Annotated in this window: 24 protein-coding genes and 1 riboswitch; of the genes, 18 read left to right on the top strand and 6 right to left on the bottom strand. The window is 67.4% G+C overall.

Annotation, left to right across the window (positions count from 1 at the left end; all coding sequences use genetic code 11):
- Positions 1–2: 2 nt before the first annotated feature.
- The 3 genes from BM357_RS03865 to BM357_RS03855 all read right to left on the bottom strand — a co-directional run bounded on the left by BM357_RS03865 (position 3) and on the right by BM357_RS03855 (position 2398).
- Positions 3–1148 (bottom strand): DUF1648 domain-containing protein, encoded by a 1146-nt coding sequence (locus BM357_RS03865; protein WP_074949855.1) that lies wholly within the window; start codon positions 1146–1148, stop codon positions 3–5.
- Entirely contained in the window at positions 1145–1555 is a 411-nt protein-coding gene (locus BM357_RS03860) for a GntR family transcriptional regulator (RefSeq protein ID WP_074949852.1), read from the bottom strand. Before BM357_RS03860 ends, BM357_RS03865 begins: the two co-directional genes overlap by 4 nt.
- A gap of 156 nt (positions 1556–1711) precedes the next feature.
- Positions 1712–2398, bottom strand: a complete 687-nt coding sequence (locus BM357_RS03855) for a metal-dependent hydrolase (protein ID WP_074949850.1) — start codon at positions 2396–2398, stop codon at positions 1712–1714.
- A gap of 129 nt (positions 2399–2527) precedes the next feature.
- Here BM357_RS03855 and BM357_RS03850 point away from each other — a divergent pair, with 129 nt between their 5' ends.
- From BM357_RS03850 to BM357_RS03840, 3 genes are all read left to right on the top strand, one after another.
- A complete protein-coding gene (locus tag BM357_RS03850) occupies positions 2528–3901 on the top strand; it encodes an aminotransferase (RefSeq protein WP_074949849.1) in 1374 nt (457 codons plus the stop codon).
- A gap of 60 nt (positions 3902–3961) precedes the next feature.
- The gene (locus BM357_RS03845) at positions 3962–5116 is read left to right on the top strand and encodes an iron-containing alcohol dehydrogenase (RefSeq protein ID WP_074949847.1); all 1155 of its coding nucleotides are present in this window, start codon (positions 3962–3964) and stop codon (positions 5114–5116) included.
- Positions 5117–5305: 189 nt separating this feature from the next.
- Positions 5306–5415, top strand: a riboswitch (SAM riboswitch).
- Positions 5416–5561: 146 nt separating this feature from the next.
- Entirely contained in the window at positions 5562–6716 is a 1155-nt protein-coding gene (locus BM357_RS03840; RefSeq protein WP_074949845.1) for a trans-sulfuration enzyme family protein, read from the top strand.
- Between the two features lie 109 nt (positions 6717–6825).
- Here the strand turns inward: BM357_RS03840 and BM357_RS03835 are convergent, their stop codons facing one another.
- Positions 6826–7485, bottom strand: coding sequence for a hypothetical protein (locus tag BM357_RS03835; protein WP_074949843.1), 660 nt, complete (start codon positions 7483–7485; stop codon positions 6826–6828).
- A 216-nt stretch (positions 7486–7701) separates the two neighbouring features.
- On the opposite strand from BM357_RS03835, the gene BM357_RS03830 reads away from it, so the two are divergent.
- From BM357_RS03830 to BM357_RS03820, 3 genes are all read left to right on the top strand, one after another.
- Entirely contained in the window at positions 7702–8775 is a 1074-nt protein-coding gene (locus BM357_RS03830; protein WP_074949841.1) for a peptidase MA family metallohydrolase, read from the top strand.
- 115 nt (positions 8776–8890) lie between these two features.
- The gene (locus BM357_RS03825) at positions 8891–9526 is read left to right on the top strand and encodes a YiiX/YebB-like N1pC/P60 family cysteine hydrolase (RefSeq protein WP_074949839.1); all 636 of its coding nucleotides are present in this window, start codon (positions 8891–8893) and stop codon (positions 9524–9526) included.
- A 1-nt stretch (position 9527) separates the two neighbouring features.
- Positions 9528–9980: a hypothetical protein gene (locus tag BM357_RS03820; RefSeq protein ID WP_074949837.1), complete on the top strand. Its 453-nt coding sequence runs from the start codon at positions 9528–9530 to the stop codon at positions 9978–9980.
- Here the strand turns inward: BM357_RS03820 and BM357_RS03815 are convergent.
- Positions 9970–10914: a DUF421 domain-containing protein gene (locus BM357_RS03815; RefSeq protein ID WP_083430153.1), complete on the bottom strand. Its 945-nt coding sequence runs from the start codon at positions 10912–10914 to the stop codon at positions 9970–9972. The genes BM357_RS03820 and BM357_RS03815 overlap by 11 nt on opposite strands.
- Before the next feature lie 94 nt (positions 10915–11008).
- Between BM357_RS03815 and BM357_RS03810 the strand changes: the two genes are divergently transcribed.
- The 12 genes from BM357_RS03810 (at position 11009) to BM357_RS03755 (ending at position 24938) form a co-directional block, all read left to right on the top strand.
- A complete protein-coding gene (locus BM357_RS03810; RefSeq protein WP_074949835.1) occupies positions 11009–11956 on the top strand; it encodes a sugar kinase in 948 nt (315 codons plus the stop codon).
- Positions 11957–12082: 126 nt separating this feature from the next.
- On the top strand, positions 12083–13621 hold the full coding sequence (locus BM357_RS03805; RefSeq protein WP_074949833.1) for a gluconokinase: 1539 nt from the start codon (positions 12083–12085) through the stop codon (positions 13619–13621).
- 36 nt (positions 13622–13657) lie between these two features.
- Entirely contained in the window at positions 13658–14470 is an 813-nt protein-coding gene (gene larE / locus BM357_RS03800; RefSeq protein ID WP_074949831.1) for an ATP-dependent sacrificial sulfur transferase LarE, read from the top strand.
- Positions 14467–15219 carry a nickel pincer cofactor biosynthesis protein LarB gene (gene larB / locus BM357_RS03795; protein WP_074949829.1) on the top strand — a complete coding sequence of 251 codons (753 nt, stop codon included), beginning with the start codon at positions 14467–14469 and terminating at the stop codon, positions 15217–15219. The genes larE and larB overlap by 4 nt, the downstream gene beginning before the upstream one ends.
- Before the next feature lie 2 nt (positions 15220–15221).
- Positions 15222–16616, top strand: coding sequence for a nickel pincer cofactor biosynthesis protein LarC (larC, locus tag BM357_RS03790; protein ID WP_074949827.1), 1395 nt, complete (start codon positions 15222–15224; stop codon positions 16614–16616).
- A 16-nt stretch (positions 16617–16632) separates the two neighbouring features.
- On the top strand, positions 16633–17826 hold the full coding sequence (locus tag BM357_RS03785) for a MalY/PatB family protein (RefSeq protein ID WP_074949825.1): 1194 nt from the start codon (positions 16633–16635) through the stop codon (positions 17824–17826).
- A 103-nt stretch (positions 17827–17929) separates the two neighbouring features.
- Positions 17930–19240, top strand: coding sequence for an extracellular solute-binding protein (locus tag BM357_RS03780; RefSeq protein ID WP_074949823.1), 1311 nt, complete (start codon positions 17930–17932; stop codon positions 19238–19240).
- A 129-nt stretch (positions 19241–19369) separates the two neighbouring features.
- Positions 19370–20305, top strand: a complete 936-nt coding sequence (locus BM357_RS03775; protein ID WP_245783825.1) for a carbohydrate ABC transporter permease — start codon at positions 19370–19372, stop codon at positions 20303–20305.
- A gap of 36 nt (positions 20306–20341) precedes the next feature.
- Positions 20342–21169, top strand: a complete 828-nt coding sequence (locus tag BM357_RS03770) for a carbohydrate ABC transporter permease (RefSeq protein ID WP_245783824.1) — start codon at positions 20342–20344, stop codon at positions 21167–21169.
- A 71-nt stretch (positions 21170–21240) separates the two neighbouring features.
- Positions 21241–22746, top strand: a complete 1506-nt coding sequence (argH, locus tag BM357_RS03765; protein WP_074949820.1) for an argininosuccinate lyase — start codon at positions 21241–21243, stop codon at positions 22744–22746.
- 25 nt (positions 22747–22771) lie between these two features.
- Positions 22772–23998 (top strand): aminotransferase-like domain-containing protein, encoded by a 1227-nt coding sequence (locus BM357_RS03760; RefSeq protein WP_074949819.1) that lies wholly within the window; start codon positions 22772–22774, stop codon positions 23996–23998.
- Between the two features lie 118 nt (positions 23999–24116).
- Positions 24117–24938, top strand: a complete 822-nt coding sequence (locus BM357_RS03755) for a transporter substrate-binding domain-containing protein (protein WP_074949817.1) — start codon at positions 24117–24119, stop codon at positions 24936–24938.
- A 170-nt stretch (positions 24939–25108) separates the two neighbouring features.
- Here the strand turns inward: BM357_RS03755 and cuyA are convergent, their stop codons facing one another.
- Positions 25109–26116, bottom strand: coding sequence for a D-cysteate sulfo-lyase (cuyA, locus tag BM357_RS03750; RefSeq protein WP_074949815.1), 1008 nt, complete (start codon positions 26114–26116; stop codon positions 25109–25111).
- Positions 26117–26295: the final 179 nt, after the last annotated feature.

Genomic DNA, 26295 nt, shown 5'->3' with positions numbered 1-26295 from the left:
GGTCAGCGCGCGGACAGATACGCCCAGAGGGCGGGCAGGCTCGCGATGAGGAGGATGGCCAGCAACAGGAGCCAGGCCCCGGGGTGGGCGAAGTTCAGTGTCCAGCCGACGCCGAAGCGCTTGGGCACCATCCACGCTGGATCATCCCGGTTGAAGTACAGGGCGCCCCCTTTCCAGTAACGGTCGTCGTCCCGATGCACGACCCGCGGCGAACCGGGGGCACCGGCACCGGACGATGGAACGTTCGGGACCGCCGAAGCGGCATGCGAGCCGGTGGATCGGCGCGCTGTCGTCGCGAGGACGACCACCCACGGCGCGACGACGCCCGTCACGATGGTCAGCGGGATGACCCACATCGGCCATCCGGTCGCAGGTCCCAGCAGGCCCCACAGCAAGAGGGCGGCGAGACCGAGGCCCACCTGCACGAAGGCGCATGACCACCAGGTGGCGAGGACCCAGCGTCGCCGTTGGAGGGTCTGCAGGTGCAGGGACGAGCGGGGGGCCTCCGGATCGACATCCATACGGGTGGCTCGGCTGGCGACGTGGACGAGCAGGCACAGGGCGAGCACCAGGAGGCCCGGCATCAGGATCCCAAAGGCGGATGAGATGCTTTTGTCGGCCCACTGCGTCGGTGTCCCGTCGGCCGCGAAGTGGACGGGGAAGCGGTTCGGCAGGGCCGGATAGCGCCAGATGCCGGCCACCAGGACGGCCAGGAACACGATCCCGGAGGGGGCGCTCCACCACAGGGACGGCAGGCGCCTCGGCCGGGTGTCGGCGGCGACGACCTGAGTGGCGCCGGCGAACCAATCCTCCGCCTCCTTCACCTGCCGGATCTGGCGGTGCGCGGTGTAGTAGTTCAAATAACACGCGACGCCGGCGAGGAGCACCACCGCCTGTTCCGCGGCGAACGCCCATGTCCCGGGGAGGCGCCAGGTGGCGAGATCCATCGCCACCAAGATGACGGCCAATAGCGCGAGACGGCGGAAGTAGCGCCGCGCGGCCCGGGTCACGGCGGGATGCTTGGCGTGGGTGAGCGGAACCCGCACCCCGAAGGGCAGCGTCTCGGGCAGGACGGCGGGCAAGAGCGCCTCGACGGCCACGAACAGCACGATGACCAACAGCTCGACAAGATGGACGGACAAGATCACGTCGACGCACCTCCGGACAGGTCGGAATGGGCGTTTGCGGGCTGGAACGAATTTAGGAGCGCGGTGCACTCGGCCAGGATCTCCTCTGGCGGAATGCCCTTGACGAACGCTTCGGCCAGCAGGACGCGCGCCCGTTCCCGCCACTGGCCGCGGAACTCGGGCGGCGCCGGCTCGCACACCACGACCGCCCCGGTGCGGCGGTGGAGGCGGATCAACCCCTCCTGGCGCAACAGGTCGTACGCTTTGTTGACGGTGTGAAAGTGAACGCCGAAGTCGGCTGCGAGCTGGCGGATGGGGGGCAGCGGATCCCCGGGGGAGAGCTGTCCGGTCGCCAGACCCGCGACGATTTGATCCCGGATCTGCTGGTACAGGGGAACGTCGCTGTCCGGTTGGAGGTAGAGCAGCATGGCCCAGACCACCTCCTGTTTGTTATATTTGATATGTAACAATCATAACAGTGGAGGCGGGGCTGTCAAGGGGCATGCCGGGGAAAGGCGGCGGAAAGATGAAACGGCCCCGGCGCCGGGCGGCCGCCGGGGCACCTGCGCGATGGCGCGATGGAATCACAACTCGGTCGTCTCTCCGGGTTTGAGGACACGCCCCTCGATGCCCGCGGCCTGCAGGAGATCCGTGAACCGGGCCGGGTCCTGCTGGATGACCGGGAAGGTGTTGTAGTGGATGGGGATGACCACCTTCGCCTTCACCCACTGGGCGGCCAGGGCGGCGTCCTCGGGCCCCATGGTAAACGTGTCGCCGATGGGCAAAAACGCCACATCGATGGCGTGCCGCTCGCCGATGAGCTTCATGTCTCCGAACAGGCCCGTGTCGCCGGCGTGGTAGACGGTTTTTCCGGCGAACTCGACGATGAATCCGCCCGGCATCCCGGCGTAGATGATCTTCTGCTCGTCTTCGACAATGTACGACGAGGAGTGGAACGCCTGTGTCATCTTGACGCGGCCGAACGGGAACGCGTACGAGCCGCCGAGGTTCATGCCGAACGCTTTCGCGCCCTGCCAGCCCATGTAGGTGGCCAATTCGTGGGTGGCGATGATGGTGGCGTCGTTGTTTTTGGCGATGGCCACCGCGTCGGCGACGTGATCGAAATGGCCGTGGGTGAGCAGGATGTACTGGGCGCGGATATCGTCGACGCTCTGGCGGAAGCCGGCCGGCGTGAGGAACGGATCAAAGAGGATGGACGTGCTTCCGTCCTCCAACTGGACGCAGGAATGGCCGTGGTAGGTGATCTTCACCGTGCATCCCTCCGATGGCGCAAAGTTTGTTCAGAATCCATTATAGGCCATCGCCCGCGCGGCATAGTAGAATGGTTCTGAGAGCTTTGACCAGTCCCGTGAAAGCGGCGGCGCGAGGGGGAAGGCGGTATGGCGGAGGTTGGAGGGCGTCTCGCCAAGCAGGACATCTACGAGCGCGACAAGCGCCATGTGTGGCATGCGTTTGCGCCCCACAGCGAACAGAATCCTTGGGTGGTGGATGCGGCGGACGGGGTGTACGTGACGGATCTCGAGGGCAGGCGGTATCTGGACGCCATGTCCGGCCTGTGGTGCGTCAACGCCGGGTACGGTCACGAGCGGTTGGCCCGGGCGGCGTACGAGCAGATGCGCCGGATGCCCTACTACCCGCTGTCGGCTGCCCACACGCCAGCGGCCCTGTTGGCGGACCGGCTGTGCCAGTGGCTCGGCGGCGACTACCGCATCTTTTTCAACAACAGCGGTTCGGAAGCGAACGAGACCGCGTTCAAGCTGGCCCGCCAGTACCACGCCCAGACGGGGCAGCCGGGCCGCTACAAGGTCATCTCCCGTTACCGGGCGTACCACGGCAGCACGCTGGGCGCCCTTGCGGCCACGGGGCAGCAGCAGCGCAAGTACCTGTACGAACCCCTGGCGCCCGGGTTCCTGCACATCCCGGCGCCGGACCTGTACCGCCGTCCCGACGGGATGGATCCGCTCGCCTACGGCAGGTCCTGCGCCGAGCAGTTGGAGCAGGTGATAGTCTGGGAGGGGCCGGAGACGGTCGCCGCGTTCATCCTGGAGCCCATCATCACAGGCGGCGGGGTCATCGTGCCGCCACCGAACTACCTGGATGAAGTGGCCGCGGTGTGCCGGCGGTATGGCGTGCTGCTGATTGTCGACGAGGTCATCTGCGGATTCGGCCGCACGGGCAAGAATTTCGCGTTCCAGCACAACGCCGTCCAGCCGGACATCGTCACGATGGCCAAGGGCATCACCAGCGCCTACGTGCCGCTGTCCGCGACCGCCGTCCGCCAGGACCTGTACGACGCTTTCAAGGATCCGGCGGATCCGTACGGCTACTTCCGCCAGGTCAACACCTTCGGCGGCCACCCCGTGAGTTGCGCGGTCGCCCTCGAAAACCTGGCGTTGATGGAGGAGCTCGAGCTGGTCCCGCGCGCCGCCCGCATGGGCGACGTCCTCGCGGGGGAGCTGGATCGGCTGTACCGCCATCCGAACGTCGGCGACGTCCGCGTCCGGGGATTGCTGGCGGGCGTCGAGCTGGTGCAGGACCGGGACACCAAGGCGCCGTTGGCGGCGGATCCGGTGAAGCGGGTCATTGCCGCGTGCAAAGCGCGCGGATTGATTGTGGGACGCAACGGCGACACCGTGGCCGGGTTCAACAACGTGATCACGCTGGCGCCGCCGCTCATCGTACAGGAGCCGGAGCTGGCGTTCATCGCGCAGACGCTCGACGAGGCGTTGGAAGAGGTGCTCGGCGGCCGCTGAGGGGCCGGCCGGGCGGCGTTGCGTGTTTCGCATTCACGGGCAGAGAAAGGATGATGACGCGTGTCGACGGTCTACTTGCCGGTTCGCATCGAGTTTGCTCCAGGGCGCAGCGCCACGGTGGGAGAAGACCTGCGCGGGCTGGGCTGCAACCGGGTGCTCGTGGTCACCGACCCGGGCGTGCGGGCAGCGGGCCTCCTCGACGGGATCCTGGGTTCCCTGCGGGAAGCCGGGCTGTCGGCGGTGGTGTTCGGGGACGTCGTACCCGATCCGGACGAGGCGTGCGCCAGCCGGGCGGCCGGTGTGTATCGGAACGAGGGGTGTGACGGCATCCTCGCTGTCGGCGGGGGCAGCTCCATCGACACCGCGAAGGCCGCGGGGCTCCTGGCGACCAATCCCGGGCCGCTGCTCGCGTACGAGGGGGTGAACAAGGTCCCGAACCCTCTCCCTCCGCTCGCCGTCATTCCGACGACGTGCGGGACCGGGTCGGAGGTGACGAATGTCACGGTGATCACCGACGCCCACCACTACAAGACGCCCATCCTCTCGCCGTACCTCATCCCGAAATTGGCGGTGCTCGATCCGGACCTGCTGCGCACCCTGCCGCCGCACCTGGTGGCATCCACGGGTATGGACGCCCTGACGCACGCCATGGAGTCGTACACCAACCGCGTACAGCACTGGTACGCCGAGGCGTGCGCGCTGCAGGCGATGCGGATGATCGCGGATTCCATCCGTCCCGCGACGGTCAACCGCCATCCGGACGCCATCGCCAGGATGCTGTACGCGAGCACCCTGGCGGGAATCGCCTTCACGCTGTCCAGGCTCGGGCTCGTGCACGCCATGTCGCACCCGGTCAGCGGATTCGCCGGGGTGCCGCACGGCCTCGCCAATGCCGTCCTGCTGCCCTACGTCATGGCGTACAACATGGTCGGGAACCCGCAGGCGTACGCGGCGGTGGCTCAGGCGCTCGGCGTGCCGGATCAGGGCAGCGCCATCCGCACGGCCGAGGCGGGCGTGCGCGAGGTGATGCGGATGAACCGGGATCTCGGCATCCCGGACCGCTTCGATGGCCTCGGGGTGACGCGGGAAATGTTCCCGGACATGATCCGGGACACCTTCCGCAGCGGCAACATTCCCATCAATCCGCGCGAGGTGACGGAACAGGACGTGGCGCGCCTGTATGAGGCGGCGCTGACGGGCGCGGCCCCGGTGTGAGCGGCGGTCGCGCGTACGGCGCGTGTGAGCGGAGACGGCCCGCCGGATGACCTCACGAGCACCGGGCGGCGTCCGTCGCGGAACGCAGGACGGGAAATCCGTTGACGGGGGGCCCTCGAGCGTGTAGATTGGAACCATCCGAAGCCTGGGCGGACCGGGTGAACGGAATGACAACCGAAGATTTGGATTCTCTTATCGAGAGTGGCGGAGGGACTGGCCCGATGAAGCCCGGCAACCAGAGGCGCGGTGGCGCCTCCAGGTGCCAAATCCTGCAGGGGCATGCCCCTGAGAGATGAGAGAATGGACGCACATGGCGGCCCTTCTCTCGGAGAAGGGCCTTTTTGAGTGCGCGTGACGCAACAACGAAGGGAGTGGGGTGCGGCGCGAAGCGGCTTGCAAAGCAGAAGCGGAGCGGCGCGCCCCACTCCCAGAAGGGGGATCGGCGATGAGGCTGGAGACGAGGTTGGTACAGGCGGGCAACCGGCAGGACCCGAGGACCGGCGCGGTGGTGATGCCCATCCACCACGCGACGACGTTCGCCCACCCGGCGCTGGGGGAGAGCACCGGGTTTGATTACGCGCGGCTCGCGAATCCCACGCGGCAGGTGTTGGAGGAGACCATCGCCGTCCTCGAGGGCGGCAGGCGCGGCTTCGCGTTCGCGTCCGGGATGGCGGCCATCGCCTGCGTGGCCCAGTTGCTCGAGCCGGGGCAGCACGTGGTGATCTCCCACGACCTGTACGGAGGCACGTTCCGGCTGTTCCATCAGATCCTGCCTCGGCTGGGCGTGACGGCGACATTCGTCGACACCGGAGATCTGGACGCAGTCAAGGGCGCCCTCCGCCCCGAAACCAAGGCGCTGTTTGTGGAGACCCCGACCAATCCGACGATGCAGATCAGCGACATCGCGGCGTGCGCCGAGATCGCCCGGCGCCACGGCGCGTGGACCATCGTCGACAACACCTTCATGACGCCGTACGGCCAGCGCCCGCTGGAGCTCGGGGCGGACATTGTCGTGCACTCGGCGACGAAATATTTGGGAGGGCACAACGACGTCCTGGCGGGGCTGGTGGTGGTGAAGGACGACGAGCTGGCGGAGCGCATCCATTACTACCAGAACTCGCTCGGCGCCGTGCTCGGGCCGCAGGACAGTTGGTTGCTGGTGCGCGGCATGAAGACCCTGGCGGTGCGCATGGAGCGCCATGAGCACAACGCCCGCCGCGTGGCCGAGTGGCTGACCCGGCAGCCCATGGTCAGCCGCGTGTACTATCCGGGCCTCGAACACCACCCGCGGCGGGCGGTGCACGAGCGGCAGGCCTCGGGTTATGGCGGAATGGTCTCGTTCGAGCTGGCGCGGCCGGAGTGGGTGGGTCCGGTGCTGGGCGGGGTTCGCCTCATCACCTTCGCGGAGAGCCTCGGCGGGGTGGAGTCGCTCATCACCTATCCGGCGACGCAGACGCACCACGAGATCCCGCGGGAGATCCGCGACGCCGTCGGCGTCAACGACCGTCTGGTGCGGCTGTCCGTCGGCCTGGAGCACGTGGAGGATATCCTGACCGACCTCGAAGCCGCTTTCGCGGCGGCCCGGCGGGCGGAAGGGTAGACGCGGCCGGGAGACGGGGGCGAAGGGAGGACTGGGCCGGCCGTGCGCAGGAGGTTCAGGCTCCCTAACACACTGGTTCAGGCGCGGCGGCCCGGGTGTGCCGCCCGTGTCACCCCGGGACGTGCCAGCGCTTTGCCAGGCCGATGACCTGGGACCGGATGGCATCGGGATTGCCCGAGCCCGTCACGACGAGAGCGTAGGCCCATGTTGGCCGGTAGACCACGACCCACCACTCTTTCCTGGTGTTGGATGTCTTCTCCGCCGCGGGGGGTGTGCGGTCCACCTCCAGCAGCACCCCGGCGCCCGCGGCGGTGGTCACCTGGGAACGATGGCGGATCTCGGCGTGGTTGCCGACAATCTCCTGCTCGCCGGAAACCTCGGACGGCAGCCCCTCGACCTGCAGGGAGACCTGCAGCCCCTGCCACTGCACCGGATGATCGGGGGTCGCCACCTGGCCGTCGGGGAGGGGCAGGTAGGTGTCAAAGGCGGCAGGATTGGATGCGCCGCCGCTCGCGGCCGGCGCAAGGGCGGCATTTGCCACCGGCACGGCGGCGAATGCGTTGGCTTCGACCACCGCGGTCGCCGCACCGCCGCCGGATGAGGCCGCGGGTGCTGCGGACGCGTCGCCGGTTCCGCTTGTCCGGGGCTGCACGTCCGCGTCGCCGGGCGCACCGCAGGCCGCCAGGAACAGGGTCAGGGCTGGCGGCAGAAGGATGGCGCGCAGGCGGGATTGACGCAGGAAAAGCAGGAAAAAGCCAGGGTTGTGCATGGGCGTGCCTCCTCGTCCGCAGGGATCCCACAGAGAGGACGGCACAAGCCCGCCCCGTGTGACATGGCACGTCCTTCAAGCAAATTTCAAGCTGGATTCGTATACTAAAATTGAGAAGCAGCAGAGGGACGCGGACACAAGGAGGGTCAGCACCGTGCGGCACGCGGCGGAGGCCGATGGGCGTGTCCGCCGCCGGGCCGAAAGGAGAGGAAAGTCGTGAAGACGTGGATCCTGGCGGGAGCCTTGGCGTCGTCGTTGTTCTCCGGCGGTGCCGGACCGTCCATGGCCGGGGCGATTCAACAGTACGCGCAACAGGTGGCGGCTTGGGAGCAGCAAATCCTGCAGGGTCTGTCCTTCGGATGGGAGCAGCTCATGGCCATGCTCGGCATCGCCCCGCCGCAGGCACCGGGGGACGGGGGGACGGTTGCACTCCCGCCGCGGACGGGTGGCGCGGAGAGCGGACCGGGCACCACGCCGGGCGCCATACCGGTGGTGCCGCTGGATGCGGCGCAGCCGTGGCGTGCGCATATCCATCACCTTCCTCGTCTCGGCGGGCAGTACACCGTCCAGGCCGGTTCGGGAGTCACCGTCAGCAACGGGGATCGCGGCGTGTCCGCCCGTGCGGTCCGCGAGGCGGCGAACACCATTGAGCAGGTGTCCATCCCGCTGTTGACGAAGGACGTGGGCCAAGCGCCTTCCGGCGCGCAGGTGGTGCTGTTCTCCACCCGCGCCGCGTACGGCAAGGCGTTGCTGCAGGCCGGGCTGTCATCCGACGAAGCCGCCGCCGTGGTACAACAGACGGGGGGCATCACCATCGGCACGTCGGTGTGGATCCCGTTGTACAACCTGCAGGACAGCGCCGAACTCACCAACGTGCTGACGCATGAACTGACCCACGTCGTGTACAACGAGCGCGGGATCGGCGACCGGTTGCCGACGTGGCTGGATGAAGGCGCCGCGTGGCGCGAGGGATTGGCAGCGGAGGCGGCGGTCAACCCGCGGGAAGCGCAGGCGCTGGCTCAAGCCTATAACGCGCAGTTGCAGGACGCGGCGGCGCAGCAGATGCTCCTGCCGCTGTCGGCGAATGAACAGGACATCCTCGGTGCCGACTACAACGTCGAGTGGCAGGACTACCTGGCGGTGCAGCAGTTGGTGGACCAATACGGGGAAGCGAAGTTTCGCGCCTTCCTCGACGGTGTGCCGTCGAAGGGGGCCGACGCCAGTTTTCAGGCGGTTTATGGCATGTCTCTCTCCGCTTATGAGAAGGCGTTTGAGGAACGCCTCGGCTGACCAGGGGCCGGGCGCAGGGCCGGCAGGGGCCGCACGGCCTCCCGGCCCTTCGTGTTGTGCATGACCCCGGGCAGGGAGGTACATACTGGAGAGCGGCGCCGGGGTCTCCGGCGACTTGGCGCGGAAAGGGTGGGCAGCGTCGAAGTGGTGGGTGGATGCCGCCGGCCTCTTGGCCGGCGCGGTGTGCTTCACGGCGTTGGCCGTCTGCCCGGACGGGTGGACCGCCCACGCGCACACGCTTTCGCTGTTGCACCACATGTCCCGGGAGATGGCACACGGCCGGTTCACCGGCGTCCTCTCCGGCGGGGACAACGGCATCTCGGAGGCGGCGCTCGAGCCGGGCGACGTCCTGTTCTGCCACAACCCGGGCGGGGCGTACGGATATTGGACGCATGTCGTGATCTACGCGGGCGGCGGACAGTGCGTCGATGCGTTCGATTTCGTCCACGGGACGGTGCTGCGGCCGCTTGCGTCCTATCGGCCATACCACGCGGTGGCGGCGTTTCGCGCCCGTCAGAGCCCGGAGTGGCGCCGGCAATTGGCGCAGGCCGCGCTCGCCGAAGCGGGCCGTCCGTACGATCCGTTCGGCGCCCTGACCGACAGGCGCAGCGAGTATTGCAGCAAACTGGTGTGGCGCTTGTTTCACGACCGCGGCGTCCAGTTGTGTCCGGCATCCCCGTGGGTCCTCCCCGACGACCTGGTCGCGAGCCCGGCATGGACGAACGTGGGCACGTGGCGGGTGCCTTCGTGACATGAGGCGCCGGCTGTTGCACACCGACGGCTACGTGTGGGCCGTCGGCCTGTCCTTGCTCGGCGTCGCCTGGCCGGCGTGGGGATGGCCGGTGCTGACGGGATGGCTGGCGGTCGCCGTCGTCACCTGGGTCCGGGACGGCCGTTCGGATGCATCCGTCCCCGCCCTCGTGACGGTCTGTCTGCTGCGCCAGCTTCCGGGTATCGCCGCGGCGTTGGCGTGCTTCCTGCCCGACGCGCAGGGGTGGCAGGAATGGGCGGCCGGCGCGCTCTCCGTATGGGTGCACCCGCTGATGCCGGTGCTGGAGGCGTTGCCTGCCGGCACCTGGGAGGGGCTGTCCGGCACCTTCTGGGCGGCGGCCGCCGCACCGCTGGTGGTGGGGTGGGTGTCTGCGGCCGTAACGCTCGCGAGCCGGCGCTGGGAGCGCCGGGCGGCGCGATCCGTCAACGGGTGAGCTCCGGCTCCACCTGTTCAATCAGTTGTTGCAGTTGTCGAGCCGTGTCCTGGTACATCGCCTTCGCGCCCGGGTTGCGGGTCTCGATGGCGAAGCCCTCGAGATCGGCCTGGATCTTTTTGAGCGATGCCAGGAGCAGCGGCTTCGTCGGGTTTCGCACAGGCGGATTCAGATTTTCGTCCTCGTACAGGTCCACGTACACATTGCCATGCGAGTCCACCTGAGCGAGGAAGACGTCCTTCCAGTCCCTCGCCCCCTGGCGGCGGATCTCGTTCCACAGCCACGCTCGCTCATATCCTGCGTTGGCCAGGTTCTGCGGGATCAGGTTGCCGTCGGAGATGACCACGTAGGGCGCGCGTTCGTTCTCCACGGGCAGATGGGTGTCTTTCGGCGTCAGGGGCTGGACGTCGGACCGCTTCATCACGCTTATCTGTCCGTCCGGCTCCAGCACGCCGAACTCCACATCCGCCAACTTGAAGGCCTCGCGCTCGCGAAGCAGGGACATCATGTCGTTGACGGTCATCTTCGCCTTGCGGAGGTTTTTCTCCAGCACACGGCCGTGGCGGACCAGCACCGTCGGCGTGCCGTTGACGAAGTTGCGCAAGGTCTGCACGTACAGCGACGCCCACTGCAGGGCGAATATCAGCACTCCCCACGTGAGGAACACGACAAGCGCATGGGAAATGCGAAACGTCCGGTTGAGGCAGACCAGGGCGGCCAATGCCCCCACCGCGACGCCGGCCACGACCGTCCACTTCTGGCTCACCCATCGGGCCAACAGGATCATCGCGAGAAATCCGAAGATCGAGCGCAGCACGAGTTCCGTGTACACAGACAAGCACCGCTCACCCCTCTGCTCATCCGCCCGGTACGCCGGGCGTCCATCCACCAGAATGCCCCGGGCCGATTCCGTCATGCTGCCGGATTTGACCAAACCGGGGCAGCCCTTCCCCCCGGCGAGCGGTCTGGTATCATGAGAGGGGTTGCAGGAAATGTCCGCACTTTACAATCTGGGAGAGGGTTGCGACATGGACGTCATCACGTTCGGAGAGACGATGGTCAATTTCGCGCCAACAGCCGCCGGGCCCATCGAGATGGTTCCGGCGTTTGAAAAGCGGATCGCGGGATCCGAGACGAACGTCTCCATCGGATTGGCGCGGCTGGGACACCGGGTCGCCTGGGTGAGCCGCCTGGGGGACGATGGATTCGGTCGGTTCATATACAAGACCGTCCGCGGCGAGGGCGTCGATGTCAGCGCGGTGATTTTCGATCCCGAAGCTCCGACAGGCCTTTATTTTAAGGAATATCTCGGGGGCGGCCGCACCCAGGTGCACTACTACCGGCGCGGGTCGGCGGCGAGCCGGTTGCGCCCGGAAGATGTCGATCTCGCGCGGTTCCCGCAGGCCCGCTTTCTCTTCGCCAGCGGCATCACGCCGGCCCTATCGGCCAGTTGCCGCGAGACGGCGGAGCGGGCCGTCGAATCGGCCGCCGCGCGCGGCGTGACGGTGGTGTTCGATCCCAACATGCGCCGCAAGCTGTGGCGGGAAGAGGAGGCGCGGCCGGTGCTGAAGCGGTTGGCCGCGGCGTCCCACCTGGTGCTGCCGGGCATCGACGAGGGGCAGATCCTCACCGGATCCACCGATCCGGAACGGATCGCAGAGGGGCTTCTGCAGGGGCGGACGCAGGCGGTCGTGGTGAAGCTCGGGCCGGAGGGCGCCTATTACCGGACGGCCGACGGGGACAGCGGACACGTGCCGGGATTCAAGGTGGAACAGGTGGACGAGATTGGCGCCGGCGACGCGTTCGCGGCGGGCCTGATGTCGGGGTTGCTCGACGGACTGCCGCTTCCGGAGGCGGTTCGCCGGGCGTGCGCCATGGGGGCCCTTGCTGTGACGGGTGTCGGGGACTACGAATCGCTCCCGTACCGGCGGGACCTGGAAGCCTTCATGGCGGGCACGGCGCCGGCGGCGCGCTGACGGGATCGCAGGACATGCGCCGAGGCGCCCCGATGAGGTTCATCGAAAAAGCGGGTTGGCCGAGGACGGGACGGCCGCCGAGCGGTGCGGTACAATGACGGCAGTGACATCGAGAGGAGGCGGCGTATGGAAGACGGGGCGCTCGTGATGGGGGTCGACATCGGCACGACCAACACCAAGGCCATCGTCTATGATCCGGCGGGCCGGCCCCTGGCCAAGGCGTCCGCCGGCTACCCCTTGTACACGGAGGCGCCCGCGAGCGCGGAGCAGGACGCGGAGGAGATCCGGCGGGCGGTGGAACGGGCGGTCGCGGAGGCGGCCGCGGCGTCGGGCCGGGCGCGGGACATCCGCTGGCTGGCGCTCAGCGCCGCGATGCACAGCGTGCTGCCGGTGGACGGCAAGGGCCGGCCGCTGGCGCGGGCGCTGACCTGGGCGGACAGCCGGGGACAGCGCCAGGCGGAAGCCATCCGCCAGAATGGGGGGCACGGGTTGTACCGGCGCACAGGGACGCCGATTCACCCGATGTCGCCGTTGGTCAAACTGTGTTGGCTGCGGGAGGCGCGCCCGGAGGTGTTCGGGCGGGCCGCCCGCTTCATCTCTCTGAAGGAGTACGTGCTTCACCGGTGGTTTGGCGAGTACGTGGTGGATCACAGCATCGCCTCGGCGACCGGGCTGTTTGACCTGGAGCGGCGGACGTGGGACGCGGAGGCGCTGGCGGCGGCCGGGGTCCGGCCGGACCAACTGTCGGCGCTGGTGCCGACGACCTGCGTGCTGACCGGGATGCACCCGGATTGCGCCCGCGCCATGGGGCTTTCCCCCGACGTGGCGGTGGCGGTCGGGGCCAGCGACGGGGTGCTGGCCAATCTGGGGGTTGCCGCCATCCACCCCGGGGTGGCCGCTGCCACCCTGGGTACGAGCGGCGCGGCGCGGTTGGTGGTCGACCGGCCGCTCACCGACCCGGCGGGTCGCACGTTCTGTTACGCGCTGACCGAGAATCGGTGGGTGATCGGCGGATCGACCAACAGCGCCGGCATCGTGCTGCGTTGGGTCCGGGATCACATTGGGTTGCCGCCGGCCTCCTCGGAGGGGACCGCGGGCAGCGGCGACGCGGCGGGCTACGACGCGCTGGCCGAATGCGCGGCGTCAGTGCCGCCCGGGTGTGACGGACTGTTGTTCCTCCCGTTTCTCGCCGGAGAGCGGGCGCCCTATTGGAACGCCGAGGCGCGCGGGGTGTACTTCGGGCTGTCGCTGCAGCACACCCGAGCGCACCTGGTGCGGGCGGCGTTCGAGGGCGTCCTGATGCAGTTGAACAATGTGGTCGTCACGCTGGCGGAACTGGCGGGGCCGCTGCGCGAGGTCCGCGTCGGCGGCGGGGTGACGAAATCCGCGTGGTGGCGGCAGACGATGGCGGACGTGTTCGGGATCCCGGTGGCGGTCCCGGCCGACTATGAGAGCTCGTGTTGGGGAGCCGCTGCGCTCGGGCTGTTCGCCGCCGGGGTGTGGGACGCGCTGGAACGGGTGGACGACACCGCCGCGATACGGGAACGGATCCATCCCGATCCCGAACGGACCCGGGTGTACCAGGCGGAGATGACCCGCTTCGGCCGGTTGTACGAGACGTTAAAGGGAGAATTCACGGCCTTGGCCGGCCTGGAGGGCCGTTAGGCCCCAGGCGTTGCGCGGGCCTGGGAGGGAGTTTCGATGCAGCAAGCGTGGGACAAGTACGAGCGGCTGCTGGAAAATCTGCGCGGACTGGGCCGGGTGGTGGTGGCCTTCTCAGGTGGCGTCGACAGTTCGTTTCTGCTCAAGGCGGCGCTGGAGGCGTTGGGGCCGGAGAATGTGCTGGCGGTGACCGCGGACTCGGAGACGTACCCGGAGCGGGAACGGGAGGCCGCGATTGCCCTGGCCAAAGAGATCGGGAGCCCGCACCTGGTGATCCACACGAGCGACTTGGCCATCCCCGGCTATGCGGACAACCCGGTCAACCGGTGTTACTTTTGCAAAAACGAGTTGTTCTCGCACCTGATCCCGATTGCCCGGGAAAGGGGATACCATCACGTGGTGTTCGGCGCCATCGCGGATGATCTCGGCGAGTTCCGCCCCGGCCTGCAGGCGGCCAAGGAGCGCGGCGTGCTGGCCCCGTTGCAGGACGTGATGCTGTACAAGCGGGAGATCCGCTTTCTCTCGCAGAAGCTCGGCCTGCGCACGTGGGATAAGCCGTCGCTGGCGTGTCTGTCCTCGCGCATCCAGTACGGCGAGCGCATCACGCGCGAGAAGCTGTCGATGGTGGATCAGGCGGAACTGTTCCTGCTGCAGCTCGGCTTCCGCCAGGTGCGGGTGCGGCATCACGGGCAGATTGCGCGGATTGAGGTGCCGCCCCAGGAATTGGCGCAGGTGGTGGAAGTGGCCGACCTGGTGGTCGCGAAGCTGAAGGAGATCGGCTACCAGTACGTGACGTTGGACCTGCAGGGGTACCGCTCGGGCAGCATGAATGAAGCGGTGACGGCTGGATGAACGACCGGGGCTACCGCGCGTGGTTGGAGGCGGTGCGAGATGGCCGGGCCTCGGTGGACGAGGCCCTGGCCGCCCTCCGGCGCATGGACGCCGAAGACCTGGGCTTCGCCAGGATTGACCACCACCGCGCCCTTCGCAAGGGATTCCCCGAGGTGGTGTACTGCGAGGGCAAGACGGACGAGCAGGCGGCGGCCATCCTAGTCCGCCTGTGTGAGCGCGGGGACGGCCCGGTGCTCGGCACGCGGGCGTCCGCCGGGGTGTACGAACGGGTGCGGGCGACGGTGCCGGATGTGGAGTACCATCCGCTCGCCCGGGTGGTGCGCCTGATGCGCGGCGTGGACAGTCCGAAGGGACACGTGTTGGTGGTGTGCGCGGGGACATCCGATTTGCCGGTGGCGGAGGAGGCGGCGCTGACCGCCGAGGCGATGGGCGCCCGCGTCGAGCGGTTGGTGGACGTCGGCGTGGCCGGACTGCACCGGCTGCTGTCGCATCTGGACCGGCTGTACGAGGCCCGCGTGCTGGTGGTGGTGGCCGGGATGGAAGGCGCGTTGGTCAGCGTGATCGCCGGATTGGTGGACAAACCAGTGATTGCGGTGCCGACGTCGGTCGGCTACGGCACGCAGTTTCACGGCGTGACGCCGCTGTTGTCGATGCTCAACGCGTGCGCGAGCGGCGTGGGCGTCGTCAACATCGACAACGGGTTTGGCGCCGGCTATCTGGCGGCGCTCATCAATCGATTGGGGGACTGAGGGTGCGAATCGCGTACATCGAGTGCCCGGCCGGGGCGAGCGGGGACATGTTCCTCGGCGCCTGGCTGGACGCGGGCGTGGACGAGGCGGCATGGCGCGCGATGTTGGCGAAGCTCGCCGTGCCCGGATACGAGGTGCAGGTGCGCCCGGTGATGAAGCAGGGCATCCGGGCGTTGAAGGTGGACGTGGTGGTGGAAGGGGACGAGCCGGTGGCCGCAGGCGATCCCGGTGTCGGCTTTGAGGGGCACGACCCGGATCATCCCCACGAGCACGAGCATGGCCACGGCGACCATCATCACCATGGTGGCCACGACCATCATCACGATCATGGCGGGCATGCCCATGGCCATTATCACGGTCACGACCATCATCATGGCCACGGGGAGTTGCCTGCGCACGGGCACGGCCACGCGCATCCGCACCGGCATCTGCCGGACATCGAACACATCCTCGACCACAGCGATCTCCCTGAACCGGTGCGGGAGAAGAGCCGGTTGGCGTTCCGCCTGCTCGCGGTGGCGGAGGGACGCGTGCACGGCCTGCCGCCGGAGCGGGTCCATTTTCACGAGGTGGGGGCGGTGGATGCCATCGTCGACATCGTCGGCGCGATGGCCGGCTGGTATTTGGCCGGGATGCCCGCTTGCTACGTCTCGCCCATCGAGGTCGGCGGCGGAACGGTCCGCTGTGCCCATGGCCTGATGCCCGTCCCGGCGCCGGCGACGGCCCTTCTGCTCGAAGGGCTGCCCACCTACTCCTCGGGCCGGTGGGGCGAGACGGTGACCCCGACCGGGGCGGCCATCCTCCGGGCCCTGTGCGAGCGCGGCGAGGCCCCCGTGTTCGCCGCTGACACCATCGGGTACGGCGCGGGGACGAAGGAACTGCCCGTGGCCAACGTGCTGCGCATCCGGCTGGGCGAGAGCGCTGAGTTGGAGCGGGCGGGCGAGCTGTGGGTCCTCGAGGCCAACGTCGACGACATGCCCGGGGAGTGGGCGGCGCACGCGTTGCAGCGGATGCTGGACCTCGGCGCGCTCGACGCCTGGGTGACGCCGGTGGTGATGAAAAAGGGCCGGCCCGGGATGCAGATGCACGTGTTGTGCGACGCGGCCCGGCGCGACGGGCTGGTGGCGGCCCTGCACGAGGAGACCACGTCCCTCGGAGTGCGTTACTACCCGGTATCACGCTCTGCCTTGGCGCGGCGCTGGGTGACGGTGTCGACCCCCTACGGCGCGGTCAGGGTCAAGGTGGCGGAACGGGATGGCCGCGTGGTCAACGCGGCGCCGGAGTACGAGGACTGCCGGGTGGCGGCGGCTTCCTCCGGCGTGCCGCTCAAGGTGGTCTATCAGGCCGCGCTGGCGGAGGCGCAGGCGGAGTGGGCGGCGGGCTCGCCGGGACAGTGAGACGGGAGGCGGTTGCATGCGCTACAACTTCGATGAACCGATAGAGCGCCGGGGCACGGCGTCATCCAAGTGGGACGGGCTGAAAGACCGGTACGGCGTGGCCGACGCCATCCCCATGTGGGTGGCGGACATGGACTTCAAGTCGCCGCCGGAGGTCGTGGAGGCCCTGCGCCGGCGGGTGGAGCACGGGGTATTCGGGTACACCGTCCGGCCCGACTCGTACCTGGAGGCCATCGCTGGCTGGCAGAAGGCCCGCCACGGTTGGTCGGTCGATCCCGCGTGGATCTGCCACGCCCCGGGGGTGGTCCCGGCCATCGGCTTTCTCATCGACGCGCTGACGGAGCCGGGGGACCGGGTGATTGTGCAGCCGCCGGTCTACTACCCGTTTTACCGGCTGTTGCGGCAACGGGATCGGCAGATCGTGTACAATCCCCTGCGCTGCGTGAACGGACGGTATGAGATGGATTACGACGACTTGGAGGCGCGGCTCGCGGAAGGGGCGAAGATGCTCCTCCTCTGCAGCCCCCACAACCCCGTTGGGCGGGTCTGGTCGGCGGATGAATTGAGGCGCCTCGGCGCCTTGTGCCAGCGGTACGGGGTGCTGGTGGTGGCGGACGAGATCCACGGCGACCTGGTGTACCGGCCGCATGTGCACACGCCGTACGCGTCTCTCGGCGAGGCGTTCGCCGCCCAGTCGGTGACGTGCGTGGCGCCGAGCAAGACGTTCAACCTGGCGGGGCTGCACACCGCCAGCGTGATCATCCCGAACCCCGAGCTGCGCCGCCGCTACCAGGAGGTCATCGCCCGGGCGGCGGTGGGCAGCGTCAACGTGTTCGGCCTGACGGCGACCGAGGCCGCGTACCGCGAGGGCGGGCCCTGGCTGGAGGCTTTGCTGTCGTATCTGGAGGGGAACCTGGATCTGTTGACGTCGTTTGTGGCGGAGCGCATGCCCGAACTGAAGGTGATCCGGCCGGAGGGGACGTATCTCGCGTGGATCGACTGCCGCGGGCTCGGCATCTCCGATCCACAGGCGCTGCAGGCCTTCTGGCTCCGGGAGGCGAAGGTGGCGTTTGATCAAGGCTACATCTTCGGACCCGGCGGCGAAGGGTTTGTGCGCATCAACGTCGGCTGCCCGCGCGTGCAACTGAAGGCGTGCCTGGAGCGGATGGCGGATGCGGTCGAGCGCCACCGCGCGGCGGGCCGGGCGTGAAGGATGCAGGGCGGTTCGTTGACGCGCTTGCCGGGCTTCTATATGATGGATTCACAGTTCGTTTGAATCGGCTCGATAGAGAAGCAAGGGGGGCGCGGCGCACATGAAGCCAGCGTACAAGGTCGCCGGAGCGTCGCTGTTGGCTGTCTCGTTGCTCGCCGGATGCGGCGGATCGCCGGGCGGCAACAGCGCGGGGGGCGGCGACAATTCGGGCAAGAAGGTGACCATCACCTATTGGCAGTACAGCTATCCGTCCAAGGTCACCGAAATCAAGAAGTTGATTGACGAGTTTAAGAAACAGAATCCGAACATCCAAGTGGTCGAACAGGATTTTCCATACGACCAGTACAACCAGAAGGTCGCGGCGGCGATGCACGCGGGCAAGGGGCCGGACATCCTGAACCTGTACTACGGGTGGATCCCGCAGTACGTGAAGGAAGGCTATCTGCAGCCCATCCCCGAGGATTTCATGTCCACCCAGCAGATTGAAGATTACTACATTCCGATGATCCAAGATTCGAAGATCGACGGTAAATACTACGCGCTGCCCATCGCGGTGCGCTCACTGGCCCTGTTCTGGAACAAGGACATGTTCCAGAAGGCGGGCCTCAACCCGGATCAGCCACCGAAGACGTGGGATGAACTTATCCAAGACGCACAGCGGATGACCGTCTACGAAAACGGCAAGCTGAAGCAGGAGGGCTTCGCGCCGGACGTACAGGGCCAGGGCTACCACGTGTTCGAGGAGGTCCTGCTGCGCCAGTGGGGCGTCACGCCGTTCAGCGACGACCACAAGAAGGTGCTCTGGAACTCGTCCCCGCAGGGCCTGCAGGCGTTCCAGTACTGGATGGATATGTTCGGCAAGGACAAGATCGGGGATCCGAACTTTGAGACGGATTACGAGACGGCCTTCAAGGCCGGCAATTGCGGCATGATCATCGACGGCTCGTTCGCCCTCGGCGGCTTCAAACAGGCCCTGAAGTTCAACTGGGGCGTGACGACGCTGCCCACCAAGGAACCGGGCGGCACCGAGTCGAATTTTGGATCGTACTGGGTCAACGGGATCGCCAAGGGCGTCAGCGGCGACAAACTGCAGGCGGCCGAGAAGTTCCTGAAGTTCCTCATCTCGGAGCAGACACAGAAGGAGTGGCTGCAGACGGTGGGGGAACTGCCGGCGGCCAAGTCTCTCTCCACCGATCCCAGCATCACCAGCGATCCCATCTACGGACCGTTCGTGAAAGGCCTGCAGAACGCCCACGCCACGTACTTCGTCAATGAGACGGAGGAGCGCCAGGCCATCATCGATGAGACGAACAAGATCCTGCTCAACCACGCTCCGGTGGATCAGGTGTTCAACGAACTGGTCCAGAAGGAGCAGTCCATTCGCGACAAGTACTACAGCGGACAGAGCTGACGCGAAGACGAGGCGGCCCTGCCCGGCCGTGCCGGGGGGCGGAGCCGCCGGGTGCCGCCGTGCCGCCGGTGTGCCATGGCCCCGGTGCGGCGGCGTTTTTTTGCAAAACCGCGCTGAAGGAGGGTTCCCGTGCAGCCGGTGGTCCTTGAACCGCGCCGCGCGCCGGTGACGAAGCGGCCGCCCCGCATGAGCCTGGCGGCCAGGCGCGCGCTGACGGCGTACGCGTTTCTCGTGGTGCCCGTCCTGTTCTTCGTGGGCATCCGCATCCTGCCGACCCTGTACGCGTTCGGGATGTCGTTTTTCACCGACGACGGCCAGGGACCGACCCTCGCCAACTTCCGGGCGATGCTGGCGGACGACACGTTCCGGCGGGCGCTCGGCAACACCCTTCTGTACGTCGTAATCACCGTCCCGGCCCAGATGGCCATCGGACTGGTGTTGGCCCTGATGATAGGGCGGGTTCGGCATCTGAAGGGCTTTTACCGGACGGTGTACTTCCTGCCGTACATCACCTCGGTGGTCGCGGTCAGCTGGGTGTGGCGCCTGATGTACGACCCCAATTCCGGCATCATCAACGAGGTGCTGGGCTGGTTTCACATTCCGGCGCAGCTCTGGCTGCGCGATCCGCACGAGGCGCTGCTGGCGGTCAGCATCGTGATGATCTGGCAGAACATGGGTTTCGCCATGCTCATCTTCATGGCCGGGCTCGAGGCCATCCCGCGGAGCTTCCTGGAGGCGGCCCGGGTGGACGGCGCCGGGGCCTGGCAGACCTTCCGCTGGGTCACCTGGCCGCTGCTCAATCCGACCCTCGTCTTTCTCGCCGTCACCGGGGTCATCAGCGCGCTGCAGACGTTCACGCAGATTGAGAACCTGACCGGGGGCAGCGGCGGGCAGGCCGGCGGGCCGCTCAACAGCACGGTGAGCATGGTGGTGTACGTGTACAACGCCGGTTTCAACGACTTCAACCTGCAGTACGCGTCTGCGGTGACGGTGGTCCTGTTCCTTCTCATTCTGCTCGTGACCCTGGTGCAGTTGAAGGTGTTGAACCGGGCGTACGAGTATTGACGCCGAAGACGCGTCGGCGGTAAAGGGGGGAGTCTTGTGGCGCGCAGAACGAGCATCGGGGTGTGGGTCATCCACCTCCTGTTGTGGATCGGCGTCGTGGTGGTCGCCTTCCCGTTCGTCTGGATGATCCTGTCGTCCTTCAAAAGCCTGCCGGAGTTCTATCAATTCCACTTCTGGCCGGCGCAGTGGGACCTGTCCGCGTACCGGCAGGTGTTCACGGAAACCCAGTACGGCCGCTGGTACTTCAACAGCATCGTGGTCGCCGTCGTCGTCACGGCGAGCGAGCTGTTCTTCGCTTCGCTCGTGGGGTACACCCTGGCCAAGTTCCGGTTCCGCGGGAATCAGCTCATCTTCATCCTCATCCTCAGCACCATGATGGTGCCGACGGAGCTGCTGGTGATCCCGTGGTACGTGATGAGCGCCCAGTTCGGGTGGGTCGACACCTACTGGGGCATCATGTTCCCGGGTCTCATGGAGGCCTTCGGGGTGTTCCTGATGCGCCAGTTCATGTTCGGCGTCCCCGACGACCTGTTGGATGCGGCCCGCATCGACGGGATGTCCGAATTTCGCATCTTCCTGCAGGTCGCCCTGCCGCAGGTGAAGCCCGCGCTGTCGGCGCTCGGGATCCTGTCCTTTCTCGGCAACTGGAACGCGTACCTGTGGCCGGTCATCGTGGTGTCGACGGAGAGTATGCGCACCCTGCCCATCGGCATCGGGATGTTCTCGACGGCGGATAACGGCGGGCTGCAGTGGAACGTCATCATGGCGATGAGCACGCTCGCCGTGATCCCGATCATCATCCTCTACTTTATCTTCCAGAAACGCATCGTCGAGGGCATCGCCCTCACCGGCGTGAAGAGTTGACGGATCATCCCGGTGCGGGGCGCCGGGTCCGCCGGCCCGCCAGGCTCATTTCACAGCATGGAGGCGCAGCCATGACCAAATCAGACATCTTTGCCAGGGAAGGCCGGACGTTTCCAGGGAGGACGTACGCGGAGGTGGTCCTCGCCCCCGCCTATGAGCAGGCGAAGGTGCACCTGCTCACCCCGATGCTGCAGATTCACCAGGCCCATCTGGTGATGCTCGCGGAACAGGGGTTGGTCTCCCGGGCGGACGCGGGGGTCGTCATGCGGGCCATCCGCAGCCTGAACCTGGACGAGCTGGCGGCGAGCCGGTACGACGGGTCGTGCGAAGACCTGTTCTTCTCCGTCGAGCGAAAGATCATCCAGGCGGCCGGGGAGGTCGGAGGCAGCCTGCACCTGGCCCGCAGCCGGAACGACCTCGGGGTCGCCATGTACCGGCTGGCCCTGCGCGAGAGGCTCCAGCGCGCCATCGGGTCGGCGTTGTCTTTTCTCGGCACCGTCCTGGACCTGGCCGAGGAGCACGCGGACACGGTGATGCTGGGCTACACGCACACGCAGCAGGCCCAGCCGATGACCCTGGCGCACTACCTCATCGCGGTGCACGACTCGGTGGCCCGCGACGTCACCCGGCTTCGGGCCGCCTACCGCACCTGCAACCGTTCGCCCCTCGGGGCGGCGGCGCTCACCACCACCGGGTTTCCCATCGATCGCCGGCGCGTCGCGGACCTGCTCGGTTTCGACGGGGTAGTGGAGAACGCGTACGACGCCATCGGCGGGGGCGACTACCTGGCCGAGGCGGCGACGGCGGTCCAGGTCGCATTCCTGGGGATCGGTCGGTACGTTCAGGACCTGCTGTGGTGGGCGACCGAAGAGTTCGGCGCCATCCGCGTGGCCGACCCGTATGTGCAGACCAGCTCCATCATGCCGCAGAAGCGAAACCCGGTGTCCCTCGAGCACATCCGGGCGCTGAGTTCGAGCGGCTTCGGCAGCGCGTCGACCGTGCTGCAGATGATGCACAACACCCCCTTCGGGGACATCAACGACACGGAGGACGACCTGCAACCCTACCTGTGGCGCAGTGTCGATCTCGCGGATCAGGTCTTCCGCCTGTTCGCGGCGGTGCTGGGCACCCTGGAGGTGAACCGGGACCTGCTCCTGCGCCGTGCGCGGGAGAGTTTCGCGACCGTCACCGAGCTGGCGGACACGCTGGTCCGCGCAGCCGGCCTGCCCTTCCGCACCGCCCACGCCGTGACGGCGGCGGTGGTGCAGCGTGCACTTGCCCGGGGCATCCCGGTTTCGGCCATCGACGGGGCCTTGGTGGATGAGGCGGCGCAGGCGGTCATCGGGCGGCCCCTCGGATTGCCGGCAGACGTCATCGCGGAGGCGCTCGATCCGGTGCACTTCGTCTCCATCCGGCGCCTGCCCGGGGGCCCCGCGCCGGAGGAGGCCCGCCGTGCCCTGGCCGAACGCCGGCGGCAGTTGGCGGCCGCGCGGACGGCGGTGGACGCGGAGGCGTCGCGGGTGCAGGCGGCGTTGGCAGAGTTGGAGCGGTTGGCGGCTGCGCTGGCCGGCGAGTGAAACCAGGCGGGAGGAGGAAGCGGTCGTGGCGGAAGACGCGTGGCAACGGTGGTTTTCGCAGCGTGTGCGGTGGGCGCAACGGTACACGCCGCCGGGGGCCTGGATGCCGGCGTTGCCCCCGGGGTGCGTGCGGCTCAGCGCCGGGTATCCGGCGCCGGAGACGGTGCCGGTGGCGGAGCTGGCGGAGGCGGCGCGCCGGTTGACGGAGCGCGAGGGCGATCAGCCCTTTCACTACCTCGGCAGTGCGCGGGCGGAGGAGCTGCCGGACATCCTCCGGGATCGGATGCGGACGCGCGGGATGCCCGTGGCGAAGGACGAGATCCTGGTCACCGCGGGCGCCTGCCAGGCGCTGGACCTGGCGGCACAGGTGTTGCTCGACCCGGAAGCGGTGGTGGCGGTGGAGGCGCCCACGTACATGGAGGCGCTGGAGGTGTTCCGCAACTACACCCCGCACATCGTTGCGTATCCGGTCGATCACGACGGCCTTCAGACCGACCTGTTGGCGGCGGACCTGGAGCGCCGGCGGCGCCAGGGACTGCCGCTGCCCCGGCTCGTCTACACCATCGCCTCGTACCAGAACCCGACGGGCGCCTGCCTGTCGTTGCTTCGGCGGCGGATGCTCTTGGAACTGGCGGAGGCGTACGACTTTCTCATCCTCGAGGACGACGCCTACGGCGAGCTGGGCTTCGGCGACCCGGTGCCGGCGCTCAAATCCCTGGACACGGCAGGGCGGGTGGTCTACGTCGGTTCCCTGTCCAAGGTCGTGGCGCCGGGCCTTCGCATCGGCTGGCTGGCCGGCGCGCGGCCGTTCATCGAGGCGGCGGGGTGGTTCAAGAAGGACCTGGGCCATCCGTTCGCCGAGGCCGTGGCGGCGGAGTACCTCGCCACGGTCGACCTGGCCGGCCGGGTGCGCTTTCTGCAGCGGGTGTACCGGCAGCGGGCGGCGTGGATGGAGATGGCGCTCCGCCGCCATCTGCCGGAGGGCGTGACGTGGATACGGCCCCAGGGCGGTTACTTCGTCTGGATCCACACGCCGGGCGTGAACACGGCGCATCTGCTGGCGGACGCCCTGCGGGCGGGGGTGGCGTACGTGCCGGGCCGCTACTTTTACCAGGAGAGCGGCTCCGTGCACGAGGATGCCGCATCCTTGCCGGGCGACGACTGGCTGCGCCTGTCATTCAGCCACCTCAGCCGGGACGAGCTGGAGCTCGGGGTGTCCCGGCTGGGCGCGCTGTTGTCGAAGATGCGGTGACCTGACAAAATTCCCCCTGGACAAACGGATGAATAGATATACAATAGGACATGTTTGTTATGCGTCCGTCGACAAAATTCGACAATCCGAATGGGATGTTTTCCAGGGGGGTTCACCGTTGAAAGGGACACAGCGCATCGCGGCGTTGACCGTGGCATCCACCATCCTGCTCGGGGCGCTCGCCGGGTGCGGGGCGGGCGCGGGCACGGCCGCCAACACCGCCGGCAACGCCGGCGCCACGGGGACGACCGGGTCTGAGCCGACGCTCATTCTGGCCACGTCCGCCGACTACAAGCCGTACGAGTTTCACGACACGTCGAGCGGGCAGGACAAAATCGTCGGCTTCGACATCGACGTCGCCGACGCCATCGCGAAGAAGCTGCACTTCCAGTACAAGATCCAGGACATGGACTTCAACGGGCTCATCGGCGCGCTGCAGTCGCACCGGGCGGACTTCGTGATCGCCGGGATGTCGCCGACGTACGACCGCAAGAAGAGCGTCGATTTCTCCGACCTGTACTACCAGGCCAGGATGACCATCGTCTCCAAGAAGGGCAGCCCGTACACCACCCTCGACAGCCTGAAGGGCAAGCGGGTGGGGGCCCAGTTGGGCTCCATCCAGGAGACGGAGGCGAAGAAGATCCCGGGGGCGACGGTGGATTCGCTGAACACCATTCCGGCCATCGTGCAGCAGGTGATCACCGGCCGGGATGACGGGGCCATCATCGAGGATACGGTGGCCAAGGGGTATGTCCAGCAGTATCCGCAGTTGCAGATGACCTACATCCCGAACCTGACGGCCAACGGCGCGGCAATCGCCTTCCCGAAGGGCTCGCCCTGGGTGAGCAAATTCAACCAGGCGATTCAGGAGATGAAACAGGACGGGGAGATTGACCAGTTGGCGCAGAAGTGGTTCGGACCGGGGCAGAAACAGGGTTGACATCGGGCTTTTAGGAGCGGCGGAAACGTCCAGACTCGAACGATGGCCATGACGCACGGAGAGGCGCCATGGCCATCGTTGTCAGACCACGGAAGATGGACGGGTGACAACACGGCCCCCAATCTTGGAGACCGTGTTCATGCGCTTGGTCACAGAGCGGATGCACAGGGTCAGCGGTTCTCCCCGAGGACGACGGAGGTATAGGCGTACAGGGCGGGCGATCCGCCGGTGTGCACGAACAGAATCCGGTCTTCCTGCCGAAAGAACCCTTGGCGCACCAGGTCGATGAGCCCGGCCATGGCTTTGCCGGTGTAGACCGGATCCAGCAGGATGGCCTCCGTGCGGGCGAGCAGCTGGACGGTTTCGACCATGCCCTCGGTGGGCAAGGAGTAGCCAGGGCCGACGTAGGCGTCGAAGCAGGTGACTGCCTCGCGCGGCAGCGGATGTTCGACGCCGAGATACGACAGGGTGTCGCATGCGAGTTTGTAGATGAGAGCCTCCTGCGCTTCCTTGGGCCGGCTGACGTCGATGCCGAGCACCGGGATGCCGGCGGATGAAGCGTGCAGGCCGGCCAACAATCCGGCGTGGGTGCCGCCGCTGCCGCTGGCGCACACCACGTAGTCAAAAGCCACCCCCAGGTCGAACGACTGCGCCAACAGCTCTTGGGCGCAGGCGACGTAGCCGAGGGCGCCGATGGGATTCGATCCCCCGCCGGGGATGATGTACGGCCGCTTCCCCTGTTGGCGCAGGACGTCGGCGACCTTTTCCATCTCCGCCATCATGTCGGAGCCGCCGGGGACGACGGTCACGCCCTGGACCCCGAGGAGTTTGTACAGGAAGTTGTTTCCGCTGGCGTCCGGGCGGTAGCTGTTGGGAACGCGTTCCTCGAGGACGAGCCAGCAGCCGAGCCCTTCCTTGTTGGCAGCGGCCAGGGTGAGCCGGCAGTGGTTGGACTGCACCGCTCCGCAGGTGATGAGCGTGTCCGCCCCCTGGGCGAGGGCGTCGGCCACCAAGAACTCGAGCTTTCTCGTCTTGTTGCCGCCGGCGGTGAGGCCGAGCAGGTCGTCGCGCTTCATGTAGATCTGCGGTCCGCCGAGGGCCTCCGTGAGCCGCGGGAGAAATTCAATCGGTGTCGGCCCCGCCGTGTAGCGGCGGCGGGGGAACTGGGCCAGATGCATGGGATCCCCTCCATGTGGGTTGTGGGACGAACCCTTTTCCCTCTATCATGACAGGGAATAACGGAAAAAGTAAAGCCGCGGGCATGACGCGTATGCACGGAACGGTTTTCCCCGGGCCGGCGTGTTGCAAAGTGCCCATTTTCATCTGCACAAGTGGCACGCAATTTGCTATTTTTAGA

It is taken from the genome of Paenalicyclobacillus macrosporangiidus, from assembly GCF_900116805.1.
Classification (GTDB): domain Bacteria; phylum Bacillota; class Bacilli; order Alicyclobacillales; family Alicyclobacillaceae; genus Alicyclobacillus_H; species Alicyclobacillus_H macrosporangiidus.
This window is presented reverse-complemented; position numbering and strand designations above follow the sequence as displayed.